This window comes from Kitasatospora sp. NPDC057940 (assembly GCF_042887425.1).
Taxonomy (GTDB): domain Bacteria; phylum Actinomycetota; class Actinomycetes; order Streptomycetales; family Streptomycetaceae; genus Kitasatospora.
In genome coordinates this window covers 198971-216556 of sequence record NZ_JBHVPH010000009.1, presented here as the reverse complement: position 1 = coordinate 216556, position 17586 = coordinate 198971, and the positions used below count along the sequence as shown (strand labels likewise).

General features: G+C 72.8%; 17 protein-coding genes and 1 tRNA gene. 11 read left to right on the top strand and 7 right to left on the bottom strand.

Annotation, left to right across the window (positions count from 1 at the left end):
* Positions 1-27: 27 nt before the first annotated feature.
* Both pgi and ACFVTF_RS17430 read right to left on the bottom strand, forming a co-directional pair.
* Positions 28-1689, bottom strand: coding sequence for a glucose-6-phosphate isomerase (gene pgi, locus ACFVTF_RS17435; RefSeq protein WP_387814350.1), 1662 nt, complete (start codon positions 1687-1689; stop codon positions 28-30).
* Positions 1690-1864: 175 nt separating this feature from the next.
* Positions 1865-3448 carry a Na+/H+ antiporter gene (locus ACFVTF_RS17430; protein ID WP_371518858.1) on the bottom strand — a complete coding sequence of 528 codons (1584 nt, stop codon included), beginning with the start codon at positions 3446-3448 and terminating at the stop codon, positions 1865-1867.
* Positions 3449-3642: 194 nt separating this feature from the next.
* Here ACFVTF_RS17430 and ACFVTF_RS17425 point away from each other — a divergent pair, with 194 nt between their 5' ends.
* From ACFVTF_RS17425 to ACFVTF_RS17410, 4 genes are all read left to right on the top strand, one after another.
* Complete coding sequence (locus ACFVTF_RS17425) at positions 3643-4551, top strand: NADP-dependent oxidoreductase (protein WP_387814347.1); 909 nt, start codon at positions 3643-3645, stop codon at positions 4549-4551.
* Between the two features lie 73 nt (positions 4552-4624).
* Positions 4625-4698 (top strand) — tRNA-Lys (locus ACFVTF_RS17420).
* Positions 4699-4839: 141 nt separating this feature from the next.
* Positions 4840-5811 carry a GlxA family transcriptional regulator gene (locus ACFVTF_RS17415; protein WP_387814345.1) on the top strand — a complete coding sequence of 324 codons (972 nt, stop codon included), beginning with the start codon at positions 4840-4842 and terminating at the stop codon, positions 5809-5811.
* Positions 5811-6446: a DJ-1/PfpI family protein gene (locus ACFVTF_RS17410; RefSeq protein ID WP_387814343.1), complete on the top strand. Its 636-nt coding sequence runs from the start codon at positions 5811-5813 to the stop codon at positions 6444-6446. Before ACFVTF_RS17415 ends, ACFVTF_RS17410 begins: the two co-directional genes overlap by 1 nt.
* Here the strand turns inward: ACFVTF_RS17410 and ACFVTF_RS17405 are convergent.
* Positions 6443-7633 carry an MFS transporter gene (locus ACFVTF_RS17405; protein WP_387814341.1) on the bottom strand — a complete coding sequence of 397 codons (1191 nt, stop codon included), beginning with the start codon at positions 7631-7633 and terminating at the stop codon, positions 6443-6445. The genes ACFVTF_RS17410 and ACFVTF_RS17405 overlap by 4 nt on opposite strands.
* A 62-nt stretch (positions 7634-7695) precedes the next feature.
* Positions 7696-9408: a chitinase gene (locus tag ACFVTF_RS17400; protein ID WP_387814339.1), complete on the bottom strand. Its 1713-nt coding sequence runs from the start codon at positions 9406-9408 to the stop codon at positions 7696-7698.
* A 235-nt stretch (positions 9409-9643) separates the two neighbouring features.
* On the opposite strand from ACFVTF_RS17400, the gene ACFVTF_RS17395 reads away from it, so the two are divergent.
* The gene (locus ACFVTF_RS17395; protein ID WP_387814337.1) at positions 9644-12847 is read left to right on the top strand and encodes a S41 family peptidase; all 3204 of its coding nucleotides are present in this window, start codon (positions 9644-9646) and stop codon (positions 12845-12847) included.
* 44 nt (positions 12848-12891) lie between these two features.
* On the opposite strand, the gene ACFVTF_RS17390 is transcribed toward ACFVTF_RS17395, so the two are convergent.
* On the bottom strand, positions 12892-13125 hold the full coding sequence (locus tag ACFVTF_RS17390; RefSeq protein WP_387814336.1) for a hypothetical protein: 234 nt from the start codon (positions 13123-13125) through the stop codon (positions 12892-12894).
* Between the two features lie 173 nt (positions 13126-13298).
* On the opposite strand from ACFVTF_RS17390, the gene ACFVTF_RS17385 reads away from it, so the two are divergent.
* Positions 13299-14105, top strand: a complete 807-nt coding sequence (locus tag ACFVTF_RS17385) for a phosphoribosyl-dephospho-CoA transferase MdcG domain-containing protein (protein ID WP_387814334.1) — start codon at positions 13299-13301, stop codon at positions 14103-14105.
* Positions 14106-14143: 38 nt separating this feature from the next.
* Here the strand turns inward: ACFVTF_RS17385 and ACFVTF_RS17380 are convergent, their stop codons facing one another.
* Complete coding sequence (locus tag ACFVTF_RS17380) at positions 14144-14392, bottom strand: hypothetical protein (protein ID WP_371518841.1); 249 nt, start codon at positions 14390-14392, stop codon at positions 14144-14146.
* The gene (locus ACFVTF_RS17375) at positions 14389-14523 is read right to left on the bottom strand and encodes a hypothetical protein (RefSeq protein WP_387814332.1); all 135 of its coding nucleotides are present in this window, start codon (positions 14521-14523) and stop codon (positions 14389-14391) included. Before ACFVTF_RS17375 ends, ACFVTF_RS17380 begins: the two co-directional genes overlap by 4 nt.
* Before the next feature lie 201 nt (positions 14524-14724).
* Here ACFVTF_RS17375 and ACFVTF_RS17370 point away from each other — a divergent pair, with 201 nt between their 5' ends.
* From ACFVTF_RS17370 to ACFVTF_RS17350, 5 genes are all read left to right on the top strand, one after another.
* Positions 14725-15042 carry a DUF397 domain-containing protein gene (locus ACFVTF_RS17370; RefSeq protein ID WP_387814413.1) on the top strand — a complete coding sequence of 106 codons (318 nt, stop codon included), beginning with the start codon at positions 14725-14727 and terminating at the stop codon, positions 15040-15042.
* A 282-nt stretch (positions 15043-15324) separates the two neighbouring features.
* A complete protein-coding gene (locus tag ACFVTF_RS17365) occupies positions 15325-15639 on the top strand; it encodes a hypothetical protein (protein WP_387814330.1) in 315 nt (104 codons plus the stop codon).
* Positions 15563-16084 carry a DUF6879 family protein gene (locus tag ACFVTF_RS17360; RefSeq protein WP_371518835.1) on the top strand — a complete coding sequence of 174 codons (522 nt, stop codon included), beginning with the start codon at positions 15563-15565 and terminating at the stop codon, positions 16082-16084. Before ACFVTF_RS17365 ends, ACFVTF_RS17360 begins: the two co-directional genes overlap by 77 nt.
* Positions 16085-16111: 27 nt before the next feature.
* The gene (locus tag ACFVTF_RS17355) at positions 16112-16960 is read left to right on the top strand and encodes a helix-turn-helix domain-containing protein (protein WP_387814411.1); all 849 of its coding nucleotides are present in this window, start codon (positions 16112-16114) and stop codon (positions 16958-16960) included.
* A 184-nt stretch (positions 16961-17144) separates the two neighbouring features.
* Positions 17145-17564 carry a hypothetical protein gene (locus tag ACFVTF_RS17350; protein WP_387814328.1) on the top strand — a complete coding sequence of 140 codons (420 nt, stop codon included), beginning with the start codon at positions 17145-17147 and terminating at the stop codon, positions 17562-17564.
* Positions 17565-17586: the final 22 nt, after the last annotated feature.

The window sequence follows — 17586 nt, the reverse complement described above, 5'->3', positions numbered from 1 at the left end:
CGCCGGAGCGGACGGCCCGACCGGGGCTCAGCGGCCGCGCAGCGCGCGGTAGCGGGCGACCAGCTCGGCGGTGGAGCTGTCCAACTGCTCGGCGCCCTCGCCGGTCAGCAGCACCGGCTCGATCCGCTTGGCGAGCACCTTGCCCAGCTCGACGCCCCACTGGTCGAAGGAGTCGATGTTCCAGATCGCGCCCTGGACGAAGACCTTGTGCTCGTAGAGCGCGACCAGCTGGCCGAGCACCGAGGGGGTCAGCTCGGCGGCCAGGATGGTGCTGGTCGGGTGGTTGCCCTGGAAGGTCTTGTGCGGGACGAGTTCGGCGGGCACACCCTCGGCCGCCACCTCCTCCGGGGTCTTGCCGAAGGCCAGCGCCTGGGTCTGGGCGAAGAAGTTGGCCAGCAGCAGGTCGTGCTGGGCGACCAGACCCGGGAGCAGGTCGGCGACCGGCTTGGCGAAGCCGATGAAGTCGGCCGGGATCAGCTTGGTGCCCTGGTGCAGCAGCTGGTAGTAGGCGTGCTGACCGTTGGTGCCGGGGGTGCCCCAGACCACCGGGCCGGTCTGCCAGGTCACCGGCGAGCCGTCGCGGGTCACCGACTTGCCGTTGGACTCCATGTCCAGCTGCTGGAGGTAGGCGGTGAACTTCGACAGGTAGTGCGAGTAGGGCAGCACGGCGTGCGCCTGGGCGTCGAAGAACGCGCCGTACCAGACACCGAGCAGGCCGAGCAGCAGCGGGACGTTCTGCTCCGGCGGCGCGGTGCGGAAGTGCTCGTCGACCAGGTGGAAGCCGTCCAGCATCTCGCGGAAGGCGTCGGGGCCGATGGCGATCATCAGCGAGAGGCCGATCGCCGAGTCGTAGGAGTAGCGACCGCCGACCCAGTCCCAGAACTCGAACATGTTGTCGGTGTCGATGCCGAAGTCCCGCACGCCCTCGGCGTTGGTGGACAGCGCGACGAAGTGCTTGGCCACCGCCTCGGTGCCGGCGCCCAGCCCGGTGAGCAGCCAGTCGCGGGCCGAGACCGCGTTGGTGATGGTCTCGATGGTGGTGAAGGTCTTCGAGGCGACGATGAACAGCGTCTCGGCCGGGTCGAGGTCGCGGACCGCCTCGTGCAGGTCGGCGCCGTCCACGTTGGAGACGAAGCGGACGTCGAGGTCGCGCTTGGCGAACGAGCGGAGCACCTCGTAGGCCATCGCGGGGCCGAGGTCGGAGCCGCCGATGCCGATGTTGACGACGGTGCGGATCGGCTTGCCGGTGTGGCCGCGCCACTCGCCGCCGCGGACCCGCTCGGCGAAGCCGGCCATCTTGTCGAGGACGGCGTGCACGGCGGGCACCACGTTCTCGCCGTCGACCTCGATCACGGCACCGCGCGGGGCGCGCAGCGCGGTGTGCAGGACCGCGCGGTGCTCGGTGTTGTTGATCTTCTCGCCGCGGAACATCGCGTCCCGCAGCTCGGCGACGCCGGTGGCCGCGGCGAGTTCGCGCAGCAGCTCCAGCGTCTCGTCGGTGACCAGGTGCTTGGCGTAGTCCACGTGCAGGTCGCCGACCTGGAGGGTGTAGCGGCGGCCGCGCTCCGGGTCGGCGGCGAACAGCTCGCGCAGGTGCGTCTCGCCCAGCGCGGACCGGTGCTTGCCGAGGGCGGCCCACTGCGGGGTGCGGTCGAGCGGGGTGCGGGCGTCGGCACGGGTCTCCGACATCGGTGGTTCCTCGATTCATCTGGGTGCAGAAACCGGCAGGGCCAGGCGGTGAGGGTCTCGCGAGGTCGTGCGGGTACTGGTGGTGCGCCGACTCCGTTGACGGCCTGCCCGGGCTCAGCCTATGCAACCTCGGAGCCGGTCGCGCACATTCCGCCCGGCGGGGCCGGACAGGCCGTCACTTGCGTTCCGAGCGCAGGTCCAGCCCCCGCAGCACCTGGTCGACCAGCTCCGGGTCGGCGCCGAGTTCGCTGCGGGCGGCGAGCATCTCGCGCCGGGAGGCGGCGATCATCTCCTGCTCGACCTCCCGGGCGGCCCGCCACTGGCTGAGCCGCAGCTTGGCCTCGGCGGCCTCCTCCTCGGCGTAGTTCTCCGGGCAGAGCCGGGCCAGCCGGTCGTGCTGACGGTCCCGCAGGCGGTCGGCCACCTCGGCGGGCAGCCGGTCCTGCTCCTCCAGTTCGCCCAGCCGCCTGAGCCCGGCCTTGGCGGCCCGCCACCAGAGCTGGCGGACGGCCTGCTCGTGCTTGTCCTGATCGATGTCCAGTTCGAACCGCTTGGCCAGCCAGGGCAGGGTGAGGCCCTGCACCAGCAGGGTGAACAGCACCACGCTGAAGGCGATGAATACCAGGCGGCCGCGCTCGGGGAACTCCTCGCCGGAGTGGAGGGTGAGCGGGATGGCGAGGGCCAGGGCGACGGTGGCCACCCCGCGCATGCCGGACCACCAGAGGATCACGCTCTCCTTCCAGCTGAACGGGGTGTCCTCGTCGTCGCCGCTGCGCAGCTTCTTCGACAGCCAGCCGGCCGGCAGCAGCCAGAGCAGCCGGACCACCACGACCACGCCGATGACCACGGCGGCGTCGCCGATGAAGCCGGTCCAGCCGCGGCCGGCCTCCTTGAGCACGGTGGCCAGCTCCAGGCCGATCAGGCCGAAGGCGACACCGGTGATCAGGATCTCGACGACCTCCCAGAAGGCGTTGCCGACCAGCCGGAAGGAGACGGCGTCGGCGTCGGAGGCCCGCTCGGCGAGGTAGAGCGCGCAGACCACGACGGCGAGCACGCCGGAGCCGTGGATCTCCTCGGCGATGGCGTAGGCGGCGAAGGGCACCAGCAGGTTGAGCGCGACCTGCTGGGTCGGGTCGTCCAGGCGCTCGGCGAGCTTGGTGTTGACCCAGCCGAGGGCGATGCCGACGACCACGGCGAGCACCGCGGACAGGATGAAGCGCAGCACCGCGTGGCCGACCGAGAAGTCGCCGCTGACCACGGCCTCGATGGCCAGCGAGTAGACGACGATCGCGGTGACGTCGTTGAACAGGCCCTCGCTCTCCAGGATCGACACCAGGCGCCGGGGCAGGCCGACGCTGCCGGCCACCGCGACGGCGGCCACCGGGTCGGGCGGGGAGACCAGCGCGCCGACCGCGATCGCGGCGGCGACCGGCAGGGCGGGCAGCAGCCAGTGCACCGCCCCGGCCACCGCGACCGTGGTGACCACCACCAGGGCGACGGCCAGCAGCAGGATCGAGCGGACGTTGGCCTTGAAGTAGCGCACCGAGGAGCGCCGGGCGACCGCGAAGATCAGCGGCGGCAGGACCAGCGGGAGGATCAGCTCGGGCTCGATGGTGACGTCCGGGATCTGCGGGACGAGCGCCATGACGATGCCGAGCAGGGTCATCAGGACCGGTTGCGGCACTCCGGTCTTGCGTGCGAGCGGCATGGTCACCACGGAGGCGAGCAGCACCAGGAAGAACAGGGGCAGCTGGCCCACGGAAACGTTCCTCTCCACAACGGACGGCTGAGCGCCGCCCAGGATAAATCTGACAATGCGCCCATCAGTGAAGACACGCCGAACAGTGGCTTGACCTCAAGCGGACTTCAGGTCCGAGGATCGGGGGCGGCCGAACAGTTGATTCGAACAGTCAAGCGGTCGAATGTCGAACATTCGAGAGGGCGGGAGCAGACATGAAGGCGGTCACCGTCACGCGGTCCGGAGGTCCGGAGGTCCTGCGCGTCACCGAGGTGCCCGACCCGGAACCCGGGCCGGGCGAGGTGCGGGTGCGGGTCTTCGCAGCCGGGGTGCAGCCGGTCGACCTCGCGATCCGGGAGGGCTTCCGCCCGCCGGGGGCCACCGCCGAGCCGCCGTTCGTCCTCGGCAACGAGTTCGCCGGAGTGGTGGACCGGCTCGGACCGGACGGCTCCGGCTGGCAGGTCGGCGACGAGGTGCTGGGCTTCCGCTTCCTGGACAGCCAGGCCGAGCTCGTCACGGTGGACGCCGCCCAGCTGGTGGCCAAGCCCGCCGGCCTGCCCTGGGAGCAGGCCGGCTCGCTCTCCGCCTCCGGCCAGACCGCGCACCTGGCGCTCACCCTGCTCGCGGTGGGCCCCGGCGACACCGTCCTGGTGCACGGCGCCTCCGGCGGGGTCGGCACCGTCGCCGTCCAGCTCGCCCGGGCCTGGGGCGCCACCGTGATCGGCACCGCGAGCGAGCGCAACCACGACTACCTGCGCGACCTGGGCGCGATCCCGGTCGCGTACGGCGAGGGGCTGGTCGAGCGGGTCCGGGCGGTGGCGCCGCAGGGCGTGGACGCCGCCTTCGACGCCGCCGGGCGGGGCGCGCTGGCGGCCTCCGTCGAGCTGGTCGCCGACCGGAGCCGGATCGGCACCGTGGTCGACTACGCGGAGGCCGAGCGGCTGGGCGCACGGGGGCTGCGGGGGCCGCGCACGGCCGCGCGGCTGACCGAGCTGGTGCGGCTGTGGGAGGCGGGCGGGCTGCGGCTGGAGATCGCCGAGGCGCTGCCGCTGGAGCGGGCCGCCGAGGCCCACCGGCTGGTCGGCGCCGGGCACGTCCGGGGCAAGGTGGTCCTGGTGCCGTGACGGCCCGCGCGCAGCCACCCGGGCCGATTGTGTGTTTCGGCTGCTGACCAGGTAATGTTCTCCGCGTCAGCAGGCGCCGCTAGCTCAGTTGGTTAGAGCAGCTGACTCTTAATCAGCGGGTCCGGGGTTCGAGTCCCTGGCGGCGCACAGACAGCCGAGAGGCCCCTTGCGAAAGCAAGGGGCCTCTCGGCGTTTCCGCGATCCCCGTCGGCAACCCCGGTCTGTCGTGGCAGGAAAGGTGGGAAACGGGTCATTGCTGCCATCGCGGCCCGGTGACAGGCTGGTCGCATGAGAGCGCGCAGCGTGGTCGTCGTCCTCTACGAGGGCGTGCAGAGCCTCGACGTGACCGGTCCCGTGGAGGTCTTCGCGGGGGCGGGCGCGGCCGCCGGGCAGCCGGGGGCGTACCGGGTGACCACCGCCTCCCCGGGCGGCGGGCCGGTGCGCAGCCACAGCGGACTGCGGCTGCTGCCGGACGCGGACCTGGCCGAGGTCGGGCCCGTACACACCCTGCTGGTCCCCGGCGGGCTGGGCAGCGGTATCCCGGACGGTGCGCTGGTCGCACGCATCCGGGAGCTGGCCGGCCGGGCCGAGCGGGTGGTGTCGGTGTGCACCGGGGCCTTCCTGCTCGCCGAGGCCGGGCTGCTGGCCGGGCGCCGGGCGACCACGCACTGGGCGTACTGCGAGGAGCTGGCCCGGCGGTTCCCTGACGTCGAGGTGGACCCGGACCCGATCCACGTCCGGGACGGGAACGTCGCCACCTCGGCCGGGGTCACCGCCGGGATCGACCTGGCGCTGGCCCTGGTCGAGGAGGACCTGGGACGCGACGCCGCCCTGCTGATCGCCCGCCACCTGGTGGTCTTCCTGCGCCGGCCGGGCAACCAGGCCCAGTTCAGCACCCAGCTGGCCGCCCAGGTGGCGGTCCGGCAGCCGCTGCGCGAGGTGCAGCGGTGGATCGCCGAGCACCCCGAGGCCGACCTGTCGGTCGAGGCGCTGGCCCACAGGGCGGCGCTGTCACCGCGGCACTTCGCCCGGGCCTTCGCCACCGAGGTGGGGGTGACCCCGGGCCGGTACGTGGACGGGGTCCGGCTGGAGGCCGCCCGGCGGCTGCTGGAGGACACCGCCGACGGCATCGAGGAGATCGCGCGCTCCTGCGGCTACGGCACCCCGGAGGCGATGCGGCGCGCCTTCGTCCGGTCCCTGGCCGCTTCGCCCGCCGAGTACCGACGCCGTTTCCGACCCGATCCCGTTGGAGGACACTGATGCGCATCGCCGTTCTGCTCTACGACCAGTTCACCGCCCTGGACGCCGTCGGCCCCTGCGAGGTGCTGTCCCGCATCCCCGGCGCCGAGGTGGTGTTCACCGCCGCGAAGCGCGGCCCGGTCCGCACCGACATGAAGACCCTGTCGCTGACCGCGGAGGCCGCCCTGGACGAGGTGGACGCGGCCGACGTGCTGCTCGTCCCGGGCGGGCCCGGGACGGAGGCCCGACTGGCCGACCCGGCCGTGCTGGAGTGGGTGCGCGCGGTGGACGCCACCACCACCTGGACCACCTCGGTCTGCTCGGGCTCCCTGCTGCTGGGCGCCGCCGGGCTGCTGGCGGGGCGCCGGGCCACCTCGCACTGGTGCTGCCTCGACGCGCTGAAGAAGTTCGGGGCGGAGCCGACCGGGACGGAGCGGGTCGTGGTCGACGGCAAGTACGCGACCGCGGCCGGGGTCTCGGCCGGGATCGACCTCGCGCTGACGCTGACCGGCCTGATGGCCGGGGACGCGACCGCGGAGGCGATCCAGCTGGTCATCGAGTACGACCCGCAGCCGCCGTACTCGGCGGGCTCGATCGCGTCGGCCCGGCCCGAGCTGGTCGCCGAACTGCTGGCCAACGGGCTGCAGTTGCGCTAACCGCGGCCAGTCGGGAAGCCGTGCCGGCGGGCGCCGGCGACCACCGCCAGGACGGGCAGCATCAGGGCGAGCACCGTCCAGGGCAGGGCGCCGGTGCCCAGGCGGCCCAGCACCAGGCCGCCGACCACGCCGCCGCCCGCCATCGCGGCGTTCCACAGGGTGACCAGTACCGCCTGGGCGGCGTCCGCCCGCTCGCCGCCCGCGTCGCCGACGGCGGTCTGCAGCAGGGTCGGGGCGCCGCCCCAGCCCAGGCCCCAGAGCGCGGCGGCGGCGTACACCAGCGGTGTGCTGTGCGACCAGAGGCCGAGCAGGCCCGCGGTCAGGGCGACCAGCAGCGCGCCGCCGATCGTCAACTGCCGTAGCCGGCGGTGGATGTGGGCGCCGGTGAACCAGATGCTCGCCAGCGAGGCCAGGCCGAAGACCAGCAGCACGGTGTCGGTCGCGTCGCCGAGGCCGGTCCGGTCGAGGAAGGGCGCGATGTAGGTGAACAGGATGGTGTGGGCGAGCACGAAGAGCACCGTCACGGTGAGCACCGGCGCCACCCCGGGCACGGTGAGCGCGCTCCGCACCGGGGCGCGCCCACCGGCGGGTCGTCCAGGCTGGTCCGGCAGCAGGGCCGCGATCCAGCCGATCACGCCGAGCGCCAGTGCCGTCATGGCCAGGAAGGGCACCCACCAGGCGAGCGCCTGGCCGAGGAAGGTGCCGACCGGCACTCCCAGCGACAGCGCCACCGGCACGCCCGCCATCGCCACCGCCATGGCCCGGCCCTGCTGCTCGACCGGCACCAGCCGGCGCGCGTACCCGGCCAGCAGCGCCCAGGCGAGGCCGGCCGCGACGCCCGCGAGGAAGCGGGCGGCCAGGGTGAGCGGGTAGTTCGTGGAGGCCGCGGTGACGGTGTTGGCGGCGGCGAAGCCGGCCATCGCGGTGAGCAGCAGCCGCTTGCGGCCCCAGCCGGCGGTGGCCGCGGTGAGCGGGATCGCGGTGGCGGCGGTCCCGAGCGCGTAGACGGTGACGGTCTGCCCGGCGGCCGACTCGCTGACGCCGAGGGCGCCGCTCATCCCGGGCAGCACGCCGGCGGGCAGGGTCTCGGTGAGCGCGGTGACGAAGACGGCGGTGGCCAGGGCGAGCAGGGCGGGCAGGGGAAAAGGGGTGCGGGCTACGGGAGTCGGGAGCTGTGTGGTCGCCATGGGAACCATGCTCGATCCTCACACCGGTGTCAGGTTCAAGCACGGTTCCCCCCGGAGTCACCTCAGCGGCGGAAGTAGCCGTCGAAGTTCTTGGAGAACTCCCGGCCGCCGAACTGGTCCCAGTTGACGGACCAGGTCATCAGCCCGCGCAGGTTCGGCTGGGCGCCCGCACGCGGCACGTACGAACCGCAGTTGGCCAGCTTGGTGAGGCAGTCCAGGGCCTTGTTCACCTCGGCCGGGGCGACGTAGCCGTTGCCGGCGTTGGTGGTGGCCGGCATGCCGATGGCCACCTTGGAGGCGGGCAGCGGCGGGAACACGTTGTTCGCGTTGCCCGCCACCGGGAAGCCGTTGAGCAGCAGGTCGGTCATCGCGACGTGGAAGTCGGCGCCGCCCATCGAGTGGTACTGGTTGTCCAGGCCCATGATGGAGCCGGAGTTGTAGTCCTGGACGTGCAGCAGGGTGAGGTCGTCGCGCAGCGCGTAGATGACCGGCAGGTACGCCCCGGCGCGCGGGTCCTGGCCGCCCCAGGGGCCGGAACCGTAGTACTGGTAACCGAGTTGGACGAAGAAGGTCTCGGGCGCCATGGTCAGCACGAAGCCCGGGCCGTACTTGGCCTTGAGGGTCTTCAGCGCGGAGATCAGGTTGACGATGACCGGACTGGTCGGGTTCTTGAAGTCGTTGTCACCGGTGTTGAGGGAGAGCGAGTGCCCCTCGAAGTCGATGTCCAGGCCGTCCAGGCCCCACTTGTCGATGATCGCCGAGACTGAGCTGACGAAGGTGTCGCGGGCGGCGGTGGTGGTCAGCTGGACCTGGCCGTTCTGGCCGCCGATCGAGATCAGCACCTTCTTGCCCTGGGCCCGCTTGGCGGCGATGGCGGCCTTGAAGTCGGCGTCGGACTCCACGGTCGGGCAGTCGGTGACGGAGCAGCGGTTGAACCGGATGTCGCCGGAGGTGACGGAGGTGGGCTCGCCGAAGGAGAGGTCGATGAAGTCCCAGGAGTTCGGGACGTCGGCCATCCGGGTGTAGCCGGCGCCGTTGGCGAAGCTGGCGTGCAGGTAGCCGACCAGGGCGTGGCTGCCGGGCGGCGGGGTGGTCGGGGTGCCGGTGGGGGTCCCGGTCGGGGTTCCCGTCGGCGTCCCGGTCGGGGTGCCGGTGGGCGTGCCCGTCGGGGTGCCGGTGGGCGTCGCGGTCGGCGTGGGCGTCGGTGACCCGGTGGGCGTCGGCGTCGGGCTGGGGGCGCCCGGCCCGTCCAGCGAGACGTCGTCCGCGTAGTAGGTGCCCTGGCCGTACCAGCCGTGGGTGTAGACGGTGGCGCTGGTCTGGGTGGCGCCGGTGGTGAAGCTGAGGCTGAGCTTCTGGTAGCCGCCGCCGGTGCCGGGGGTCCAGGTGCTGGGGCCGCCGCCGTCGACGCCCAGGTAGACGTACGAGCCGTTGACGTACGCGCTGAGCGTGTAGGTGGTGCTGGGGGCGACGGCGACGGTCTGGCCGCACTGGGCGGTGTCGCCCGCGGTGGCCGCGGCGGCGAGGGCGTAGCCGCCGCCGTGCACCGGGCTGGTGACGACGCTGCCGGAGTTGCCGGTGCAGCTCCAGGGGCCGAGCGAGCCGGACTCGAAGCCGCCGTTGACCAGGAACTCGCCGGCCGAGGCGGCGGGCGCCAGGCCCAGGGTGACGCCGACCAGGGTGGCCGCGGCGACGGCGGAGGCGGTGCCGGCGGCGAGCAGCGTACGGGACTGCTTCCGGCGGGCGGGGGCGGGTGCGGGTGTGGTTCTGCGCATGCGGGGGCTCCTGCGATGGCGCGGTCGTGGGGGACGTCCGAGGGCACGCCGGAGCACGCGCCAGTGGGGGGGGAACGGCCCGGCCTGGCACCCAAGTTGGACTAGACCACTGAAGTGGATTCGACACTGCGGTGTCAATGGTCCAGACCGGTCCGCGGCCTACGCGCCGGCCGCCCGACAGCCCCGACGGGCCGCCCCGGTTGCCGGGGGTGACACCCCGTCGAAGGATGGAGGGGTGACCCCGCCCGGCTACCTCCGCCACCCCCACCTGCACGGCGGGCTGCTCGCCTTCACCGCCGAGGACGACGTCTGGATCGCCCCGCTCGACGCCGACGGCGCCACCGGCCGGGCCTGGCGGGTCAGCTGCGACCGCACCCGGGTCAGCCACCCCCGCTTCTCCCCCGACGGCCGCACCCTCGCCTGGACCAGCTGGCTGAACCTGACCCCCGAGGTGTGGACCGCCCCCGTCGAGGGCGGCGAGGCCGAACGGCTCAGCCACTGGGGCAGCCAGGACACCCGGGTGCGCGGCTGGCTGCCGGACGGCGAGGTACTGGCCGTCACCTCCTACCACGAGCCGTTCGGCCACTACACCTGGGCGCACGCCCTGCCGCCCGACGGCTCCCCCGGCCGCCGGATGCCCTGGGGCCCCGTCGGCGACGCCCAGATGAGCCGCGAACGCACCGTGCTGCTCACCGGCGCCGCCCCGCACGAGCCCGCCGCCTGGAAGCGCTACCGGGGCGGCGCCACCGGCCGGCTCTGGGCGGACGGCGAACAGATCCTGGCCGGCCACCCCGGCCACCTCGCCTCACCCATGCCCGTCGCCGGGCGGATCGCCTTCCTCTCCGACCACGAGGGCATCGGCAACGTCTACTCCTGCCGCCCCGACGGCACCGACCTGCGCCGGCACACCGACCACGCCTCCTACTACGCCCGCGAGGCCGCCACCGACGGCACCCGGATCGTCTACCAGCACGCCGGCGACCTCTGGCTGCTGGACGACCTGGACGCCCCCGCCCCGCGCCGGCTCGCCGTCCCGCTCGGCGGCGCCCGGGCCGGCCGCCGCCCGTACCAGGTCAGCGCCGCCTCCCAGGTCAAGGACCTGGCCTGCGACCAGAGCGGCCGGGCCGGGGTGATCACCGTGCGCGGCAGCCAGTACTGGCTCACCCACAAGGACGGCCCGGCCCGCGCGCTCGCCGACACCCCCGGGGTGCGGACCCGGCTGCCGGTGATCCTCGGGCACACCGGCGAGGCCGCCTGGATCACCGACGCCGAGGGCGCCGACGCGATCGAGGTGATGCCGCTGCCGGGGCACGAGGAAACGGAGAAGCACCGCCACCGGGTGCTCGCCGCCGACCGGATCGGCCGCGTCCTGGAACTCACCGCCTCCCCCGACGGCACCCACCTCGCCGTCGCCGCCTCCGACGGGCGGCTGCTGCTGGTCGCCGCCGCCGACGGCGCCGTCCGCGAACTCGCCGCCTCCGGCTACGGGCCGGTCTCCAGCGCCCGCTTCTCCCCCGACTCGCACTGGATCGCCTGGTCCCAACCGGTGGCCGGGCGCTCGCTGCGCCGGATCCGGCTCACCCGCACCGAAGCATCCGGGCCGGTCACCGAAATCACCGACGGCCGCTTCGAGGACGAGCAGCCGGTGTTCACCCGGGACGGCCGCTACCTGGCCTTCCTGTCCTGGCGCGGCTTCGACCCCGTCCACGACGTGCACACCGGCGACCTCTCCTTCCCGCTCGGCTGCCGCCCCTACCTCGTCCCGCTCACCGCCGACACGCCGTCCCCCTTCGCCGCGCCCGCCGAGGACGGCACCCCGCGCGGCAACGGCGGCGGCGACGGCACCGTCCACGTCGACCCGCAGGGCATCGGCGAGCGGCTGCTCCAGTTCCCGGTGATCGCCTCCAAGTACTCGGCCACCGACGCGGTGCGCGGCGGCCTGGTCTGGCTGCGCTGGCCGATCTCCGGCACCCTCGGGCAGACCTTCGCCAGCCCCGACGACACCTCCGGCCGCCCCTCGCTGGAGTACTTCGACCTCGCCCGGGGCACCCGCACCACCCTGGTCGACAAGCTGGACGGCTACGCCGTCTCCGGGGACGGCGGCTCCATCGCGGTCTACTCCGCCGGGACCCTGCGGATCGTCCCGGTCACCGGCGGCGCCGGCAGCACCGTCGACCTGCGGCGGATCACCCACACCGTGCACCCCGCCGCCGAGTGGCGCCAGGCCTACCACGAGGCCGCCCGGATCGTCCGGGACCAGTTCTGGGACGAGCGGATGTCCGGCCTGGACTGGCCCGCCCTGACCGCCCAGTACGAGCCGCTGCTGGACCGGGTCTGCTCACCCGACGACTTCGCCGACCTGCTGCGCGAACTCCTCGGCGAACTCGGCACCTCGCACGCCTACGTCACCCCGTCCCGGCGCGCCGAAGGGCCCTCGCTCGGCCAGCAGCCGCTCGGCCTGCTCGGCGCCAACGCGCACCGCTCCCCCGACGGGCGCTGGCTGGTCGAGCGGGTGCTGCCCGGCGAGACCTCCGACCCGCGCGCCCGCGCCCCGCTCGCCGCCCAGGGCGTCCGGGACGGCGACGAACTGCTCGCCGTCGGCGGCCGCCCGGTGGACCCGGTGCGCGGCCCGCTGCCACTGCTGGCCGGCACCGGCGGCACCACCGTCGAACTCGCCCTGCGCGGCAGCCCCGACGGCCCGGTACGGCGGATCACCGTCACCCCGCTGACCGACGAACGGGCCGTCCGCTACCAGGACTGGGTGGCCAAACGCCGCCTCCTGGTGCGGGAGTTCAGCGACGGCCGGTGCGGCTACCTGCACATCCCGGACCTCGGCGGCTCCGGCTGGGCGCAGTTCAACCGCGACCTGCGGCGCGAACTGGACAAGCCCGCACTCGTCCTGGACGTGCGCGGCAACGCCGGTGGCAACGTCTCCGAACTCGTCCTGGAGAAACTCACCCGGCACGTCCTCGCCTGGGACTTCGGCCGGGACCGCCAGCCGGTCCGCTGGCCCCGGCACGCACTGCGCGGCCCGCTCGTGGCGCTCGCCGACGAGGCGACCAGCTCGGACGGCGACGTGGTCATCGCGGCGATCAAGCTGCTCGGCCTCGGCCCCGTCGTCGGCAACCGGACCTGGGGCGGGGTCGTCGGGATGACCGGGCGGCACACCCTCGGCGACGGCACCCGGATCTCGGTGCCCAAGAACGCCTCCTGGTTCGAGGGCGGACTCGGCTGGTCGGTGGAGAACCGCGGCGTCGAACCGGACGTGCACGTGCTGCGCACCCCGCGCGACTGGGCCCGCGGGCGCCACCCCGAGCTGGTCACCGCCGTCCAGCTGGCGCTGGACCTGCTGGAGGACGCGCCCGCCGCGGCGCCCCCGCCGGAGGACACCCCCCGGCCGGACCTGCGGCGCCCGCCGCTGCCGCCGCGGGCGCGGTGACCTGGGCTTGCTGGAGGTCTCAGGGTGTCGAGACTCCTGGGCTCTCAGCCCCAGGGATCGCCCTCGGCCGTCATGTTCTCGGCCGCGCGCCGGTCGGCCTCCTCCTGGACGGCACGGGCACGCCGCTCCGACTCGCGGGCCTCCTGGGTCTCGCGGGCCCGCTCGATCTCCGGGCTGTACGCGTCCGCGGCCTCGTCGTGGGCGATGGCGGCACGCTCAGCGGCGTCCTGCCCGGTCGCCTCGTGCGCCTTGTGGTGGAACCTGTCGAAGATTCCCATGACTCCTCCTCCGGACGGATACCGGGCTTCCCCCACTCTCACACCGGGCACCCGGAGCCGCACGTTGAGCCTTTGGTCCCTGGTGAACGCGCCCAACGGCCGTGGCGCGGAGGCGGGCACCCGGCGCAGATTGGAGCCGTCGGCCGAACTGACGCCACCGTCTGGAGCCCACCGTGACCGTCGTACCTTCCGCCCGCCAAGCCCGTCGCACCGCCGAGGACCCCCACGACGGGCCGCGCCGACGGGTCGGGCCGCTGGCCGCGCTGGACGGGCGGCTGCCCGGCACCCACGACCTGCTGCTGATGCAGTGCCCCAGTTCGCTGCACCCGCTGGCGGGCGGCGAACTGCCGGACTGGGCGCGGGCCGTCCTGCGGGTGCACCCGTGGGTGACGGTCGGCCGGGCCCCCTCCCTGGTCGGCACCCCGGCGGACGTGCCGCACCCGCAACGCTGCACCCGGGACCCGGAGGCCGCGCCCGAACAGTGGATCCCGGTGATCGTGCGCGGACCCCGCCCCGGGCAGCGGCTGGACGCCCTGGCGCCCTGGGCCGCGGTCGCCCGGACACTGCGCCCCGAACAGCTGGCCGGGCGGTGCGGGCGGCTGGACCCCGAGCGGGTCGCCGGAATCCCGGCGCTGGCCCTGCTGCCGGCGGTCGGCCGGATCGTCGCGGACCACCGGCTGTCCTGGGGTCCGATCGGCGCGGTCGGCTACGAACTGGGCACCGGCCTACCGGTCGCCGGGCCGCTGAGCCCGCTGCGACTGGTCCTGCGCACCCCGCACCCGATCAGCCGCCGGGACGCGCTGCAGCTGCGGCGGGCGCTCAGCAGGCTGCCGGTCCCGGTGCAGGCCGAACTGGAGACCCGCTACGGCTCGGTCCAGCTCGCCGAGTACGCGGCCTCGCCGTACACCCTCACCCTGCTGACTCCGGACGGGCCCCGGGAGGTCCGCGATCCGTGGTTCCCGCGCGGCCCGTTCGTCTGAGCCGTCATCTCGGTCGGGTCGGTCGGGCGGCCGGGGCCCTACGCATCAGGCCGAGGATCGCGCGGCCCGACCTCGGCCTCACGGTTCACCACCTTCCGGACCTTCCGGCGACCGAGGACGACCAGCGGATCCTCGAACGGCTGGTTCGCCAGGTAGCCCGCCGACCAGGCGACGCCCCACCGGGAGCAGTTCGGGCAGTTCCACGTCCGTCCGGCGGCGTTGGCGTCGTTGAGCAGATCGACCGGGGCGCAGCAGTCCGGTGCGGGACAGGAGGGGTGGTCGGTCATCGGCGGCGGTCCCGGCTGAGTCGCCGCAGGGTGGCCCACCGGATGAGGGGCTCCTCGTCGGCCGTCCCGCCCTCGGCCGACTCGCCGGCCTGCGGACGGTGGAGCGGCCCGGCCAGGGGCTTCTTGCTCACCACGACTGACTCCGTTCCGTAGCTTGATGACTACCCGGGGTCGCCACTGTCCTCTAGCATTGGACGTCCTTCAACCTCTCAAACGTGCCTGGAGAGTGGCTCATGACCAAGGACGAGCCGGCCCCTGGCTCGTCTCCAGCCGCCGAGTTCGGCACGTTCCTCCGCAGCTCACAAGAGGAACGGGGTTGACGGCAGGAGGATCTGGCGAGCGCCATCGGCCATTCACCCACGCACGCGTCGGCCGTGGAAACCGGCCGACGTCACCCAACAGAACGCCTGGCACGCGAAATTGACAAGGCCTTCGGGGGACCTGCCGCGACCGCCGAGCCTCAGTGGTTCAAGTCCTCGCACAGCAGCAACGGAGGCGACTGCATCGAGGCCGCGGGGAACCTGATCGCGTCCGACACCGTCCCCGCCCGAGACAGCAAGGACACCGAGGGCCCGGCCCTCCCCTTCCCGGCCGAGGCCTGGCAGTCCTTCGCCTCCGCCCTCCGAGCCGGCGAGTTCGGCACCGCCTGACACGGACTCCCACGCACATGCGTGGTTCGTGCATCAAACTGCCCGAATGAAGCAGGATTCCCGATCACAGCGGCTGAGCCCCAGCCCAGGGCTCGATCCCGCAAATCGCGGACGAACCCTGACTGACACGGTTTCGGCGCCTTTCGGACCTGCGCCCCACAGTCGCAGCGGCGCTGCGGACAGCCAGAACGTCCATGCTGAAACGCGCCCTTGACGCTCCGTCGCGTCCCGCGAAACGGTGGCATGCAAAACCGCGCAACCGACTTGGCACGGGAGGGCACCATGACCCTACGGTTCGGCGGGATCGACCCCAACACCGGCAAGGACGAGAGCCCGATGGTGTGGGTGGACGACGAGGAGAAGGAGCTGGTCCTTCAGGGCTGGAGGCCTGGCGGGGCCCTGCTGACGAAGATCGGCAGCACGGAGTGGGTGCCCGGCCACTCCCCTGGTATCCCCGACCACGAGAACGTGACCCGCATCCCGCTGCGTATGGCGGGGATCATCAGGAAGGCGCTCGACGATGCAGAACGTGCCGGACTTCTCGGCGATGCTGAGGCAGGCCCACAGGTCGGCGGTCCATCTGGAGCTGAGGGATAGCTACGGGATCGCCGGCGAGGTGGAGGAATTCGCGGAGTTCCTGCGCACTGGCCACGTCGACACCGACCCGGAATCCGAAGGATGGTCCGGCTGGGTTGCGCAGATCCGGGAGGCAGTCGCCCGCGGCGTGGTCGTGCGCCGCGCCCGTATCGTCTCCGAGCCGGTCACCGACTACATCCGGTACGAGCACGCCGGAACGGTCGTGAACCTGGCGGCCGGCGAGCAGGTGCGCTGGCTGCCGCGCCGTCAGGCATCGGACATCGCCTTGCCCGGTAACGACTTCTGGCTGTTCGACGAAACCGTGGTTCGCTTCAACCACTTCACCGGCGACGGAAGTTCTGCCGGTCCCACACTCACTGACGACCCGGCGGTGGCCAAACTCTGCGCCGCCGCCTTCGAGGCTGTCTGGGAGCGCGGTATCCCGCACGAGAAGTACACCGTCTGACCCGCCTTGGATCAGGACCGCCAGCTCATGCCCGTCTCCCCGTCCTCCAGCGCCCAAGAGGCCCGTCTAGCCGTCGCCGCGCGGCTGCGAGAGATCATGCTGGACGCCGGACTTCTCGGGCAGGAGCTGGCGACCCTGTGCGGGTGGAATGGTGCGAAGACCTCCCGCATCATCAATGCCAAGACCGCGCCATCCGACAAGGACATCCGAGCGTGGTGCCGAGCCTGCGGTGCGGACGACCAGGCCGAGGATCTGATCGCCGCCAACCGCGCGGTGGACTCCATGTACGTCGAGTGGCGCAGGCTCACCCGTACCGGCCTTCGTATGCTGCAGGAATCAGCGGTACCGCTCTACGAGCGCACGCGACACTTCCGCGCCTATTCGTCCCGCGTGGTACCCGGCGTCTTGCAGACCGAGGCGTACGCCACCGCACTGCTCGCCACGGTGGCCGACTTCCGGCGCACCCCCGACGATGTCGCCGAGGCCGTGAAGGCCCGTCTGGCCAGATCCCGTGTCATCCGCACCGGTCACCACCGCTTCGCGATCCTGGTGGAGGAATCCGTCCTGTACTACCGCCTCGGCGGTGTCGAGACGATGGCTGAGCAACTGCAGCACCTGCTGACGGTGATGTCCCTGCCAGCCGTCTCGTTCGGCCTCATCCCTTTCGCCGCAGAGCGCACCATGTGGCCAGTGGAGACCTTCAACGTCTTCGACGATGCAGAAGCCGGGGTAGAGCTGCTCTCGGCCCAGGTGACGCTCACCGCACCCAGCGAAGTCGGCCTCTACGTTCAGGCGTTCGACAGGCTCATGGGATTCGCGGTGCACGGCGCACAAGTGCGGGCCCTGATCACCAGGGCGATCGACTCTCTGGGCTGAAGTTCTGCAAACGGATGCAAGCACGTTGAGCGCCCGAACCTCTGACGGCCAACCTGGTGGTCCGCCGCCCGGCGCGAGGTAATCCGATCCCCCTCGGTTCCGTGGAAACCTGCCGGGTGGCGCACCTTCCCGCACCACTGCTCGCCCGCTCCACGCGAGCAGCGCCAACCCGATGGGAGAGGCCATGAGCACCGCCACCATCAAGTCCATCACCGAATTGAACGAACTGGGCAAGTTCTTCACGATCGCCGCGCGTCGGATCGACGCGGGTCAGGCCGCGGCGGAGATGTTCTCCGCCGCCATCGACAACGCGTGGCACCGGCTTCTCAGCGATCCGGCCGCCCACGAGGCATTCACCATCCGGCACGGCGGACGCAAGCTGACGCACGTCGAGAACGCGGGCCTCGGCTTCATCTCCTGGGTGGGCGCGTACGAGGAGGCGTACGGCCCCCTGCCGGAGACCTGGTTCACCGACGCCGACGGCACGGTCAACACCGTGGCCCTGGCCCGCTACCGCGAGACGGGCGAGGTCTGGGCCGAGTGGGACTGCTCGCCCGCGCCCGGCGACGGCGACGACCTGGTCCCGGCGGCGACCACCCGGTGATCACCGCACCGTCTGACGGAGC

What these genes read in the sequence shown, in the direction of transcription:
- pgi (WP_387814350.1), bottom strand. Translation starts at nt 1,689, where the DNA reads ATGTCGGAGACCCGTGCCGACGCCCGCACCCCGCTCGACCGCACCCCG.
- ACFVTF_RS17425 (WP_387814347.1), top strand. Translation starts at nt 3,643, where the DNA reads ATGAAGGCGGTCACCGTCACGCGGTCCGGAGGTCCGGAGGTCCTGCGC.
- ACFVTF_RS17415 (WP_387814345.1), top strand. Translation starts at nt 4,840, where the DNA reads ATGAGAGCGCGCAGCGTGGTCGTCGTCCTCTACGAGGGCGTGCAGAGC.
- ACFVTF_RS17410 (WP_387814343.1), top strand. Translation starts at nt 5,811, where the DNA reads ATGCGCATCGCCGTTCTGCTCTACGACCAGTTCACCGCCCTGGACGCC.
- ACFVTF_RS17405 (WP_387814341.1), bottom strand. Translation starts at nt 7,633, where the DNA reads ATGGCGACCACACAGCTCCCGACTCCCGTAGCCCGCACCCCTTTTCCC.
- ACFVTF_RS17400 (WP_387814339.1), bottom strand. Translation starts at nt 9,408, where the DNA reads ATGCGCAGAACCACACCCGCACCCGCCCCCGCCCGCCGGAAGCAGTCC.
- ACFVTF_RS17390 (WP_387814336.1), bottom strand. Translation starts at nt 13,125, where the DNA reads ATGGGAATCTTCGACAGGTTCCACCACAAGGCGCACGAGGCGACCGGG.
- ACFVTF_RS17380 (WP_371518841.1), bottom strand. Translation starts at nt 14,392, where the DNA reads ATGACCGACCACCCCTCCTGTCCCGCACCGGACTGCTGCGCCCCGGTC.
- ACFVTF_RS17365 (WP_387814330.1), top strand. Translation starts at nt 15,325, where the DNA reads ATGACCCTACGGTTCGGCGGGATCGACCCCAACACCGGCAAGGACGAG.
- ACFVTF_RS17360 (WP_371518835.1), top strand. Translation starts at nt 15,563, where the DNA reads ATGCAGAACGTGCCGGACTTCTCGGCGATGCTGAGGCAGGCCCACAGG.
- ACFVTF_RS17355 (WP_387814411.1), top strand. Translation starts at nt 16,112, where the DNA reads ATGCCCGTCTCCCCGTCCTCCAGCGCCCAAGAGGCCCGTCTAGCCGTC.
- ACFVTF_RS17350 (WP_387814328.1), top strand. Translation starts at nt 17,145, where the DNA reads ATGAGCACCGCCACCATCAAGTCCATCACCGAATTGAACGAACTGGGC.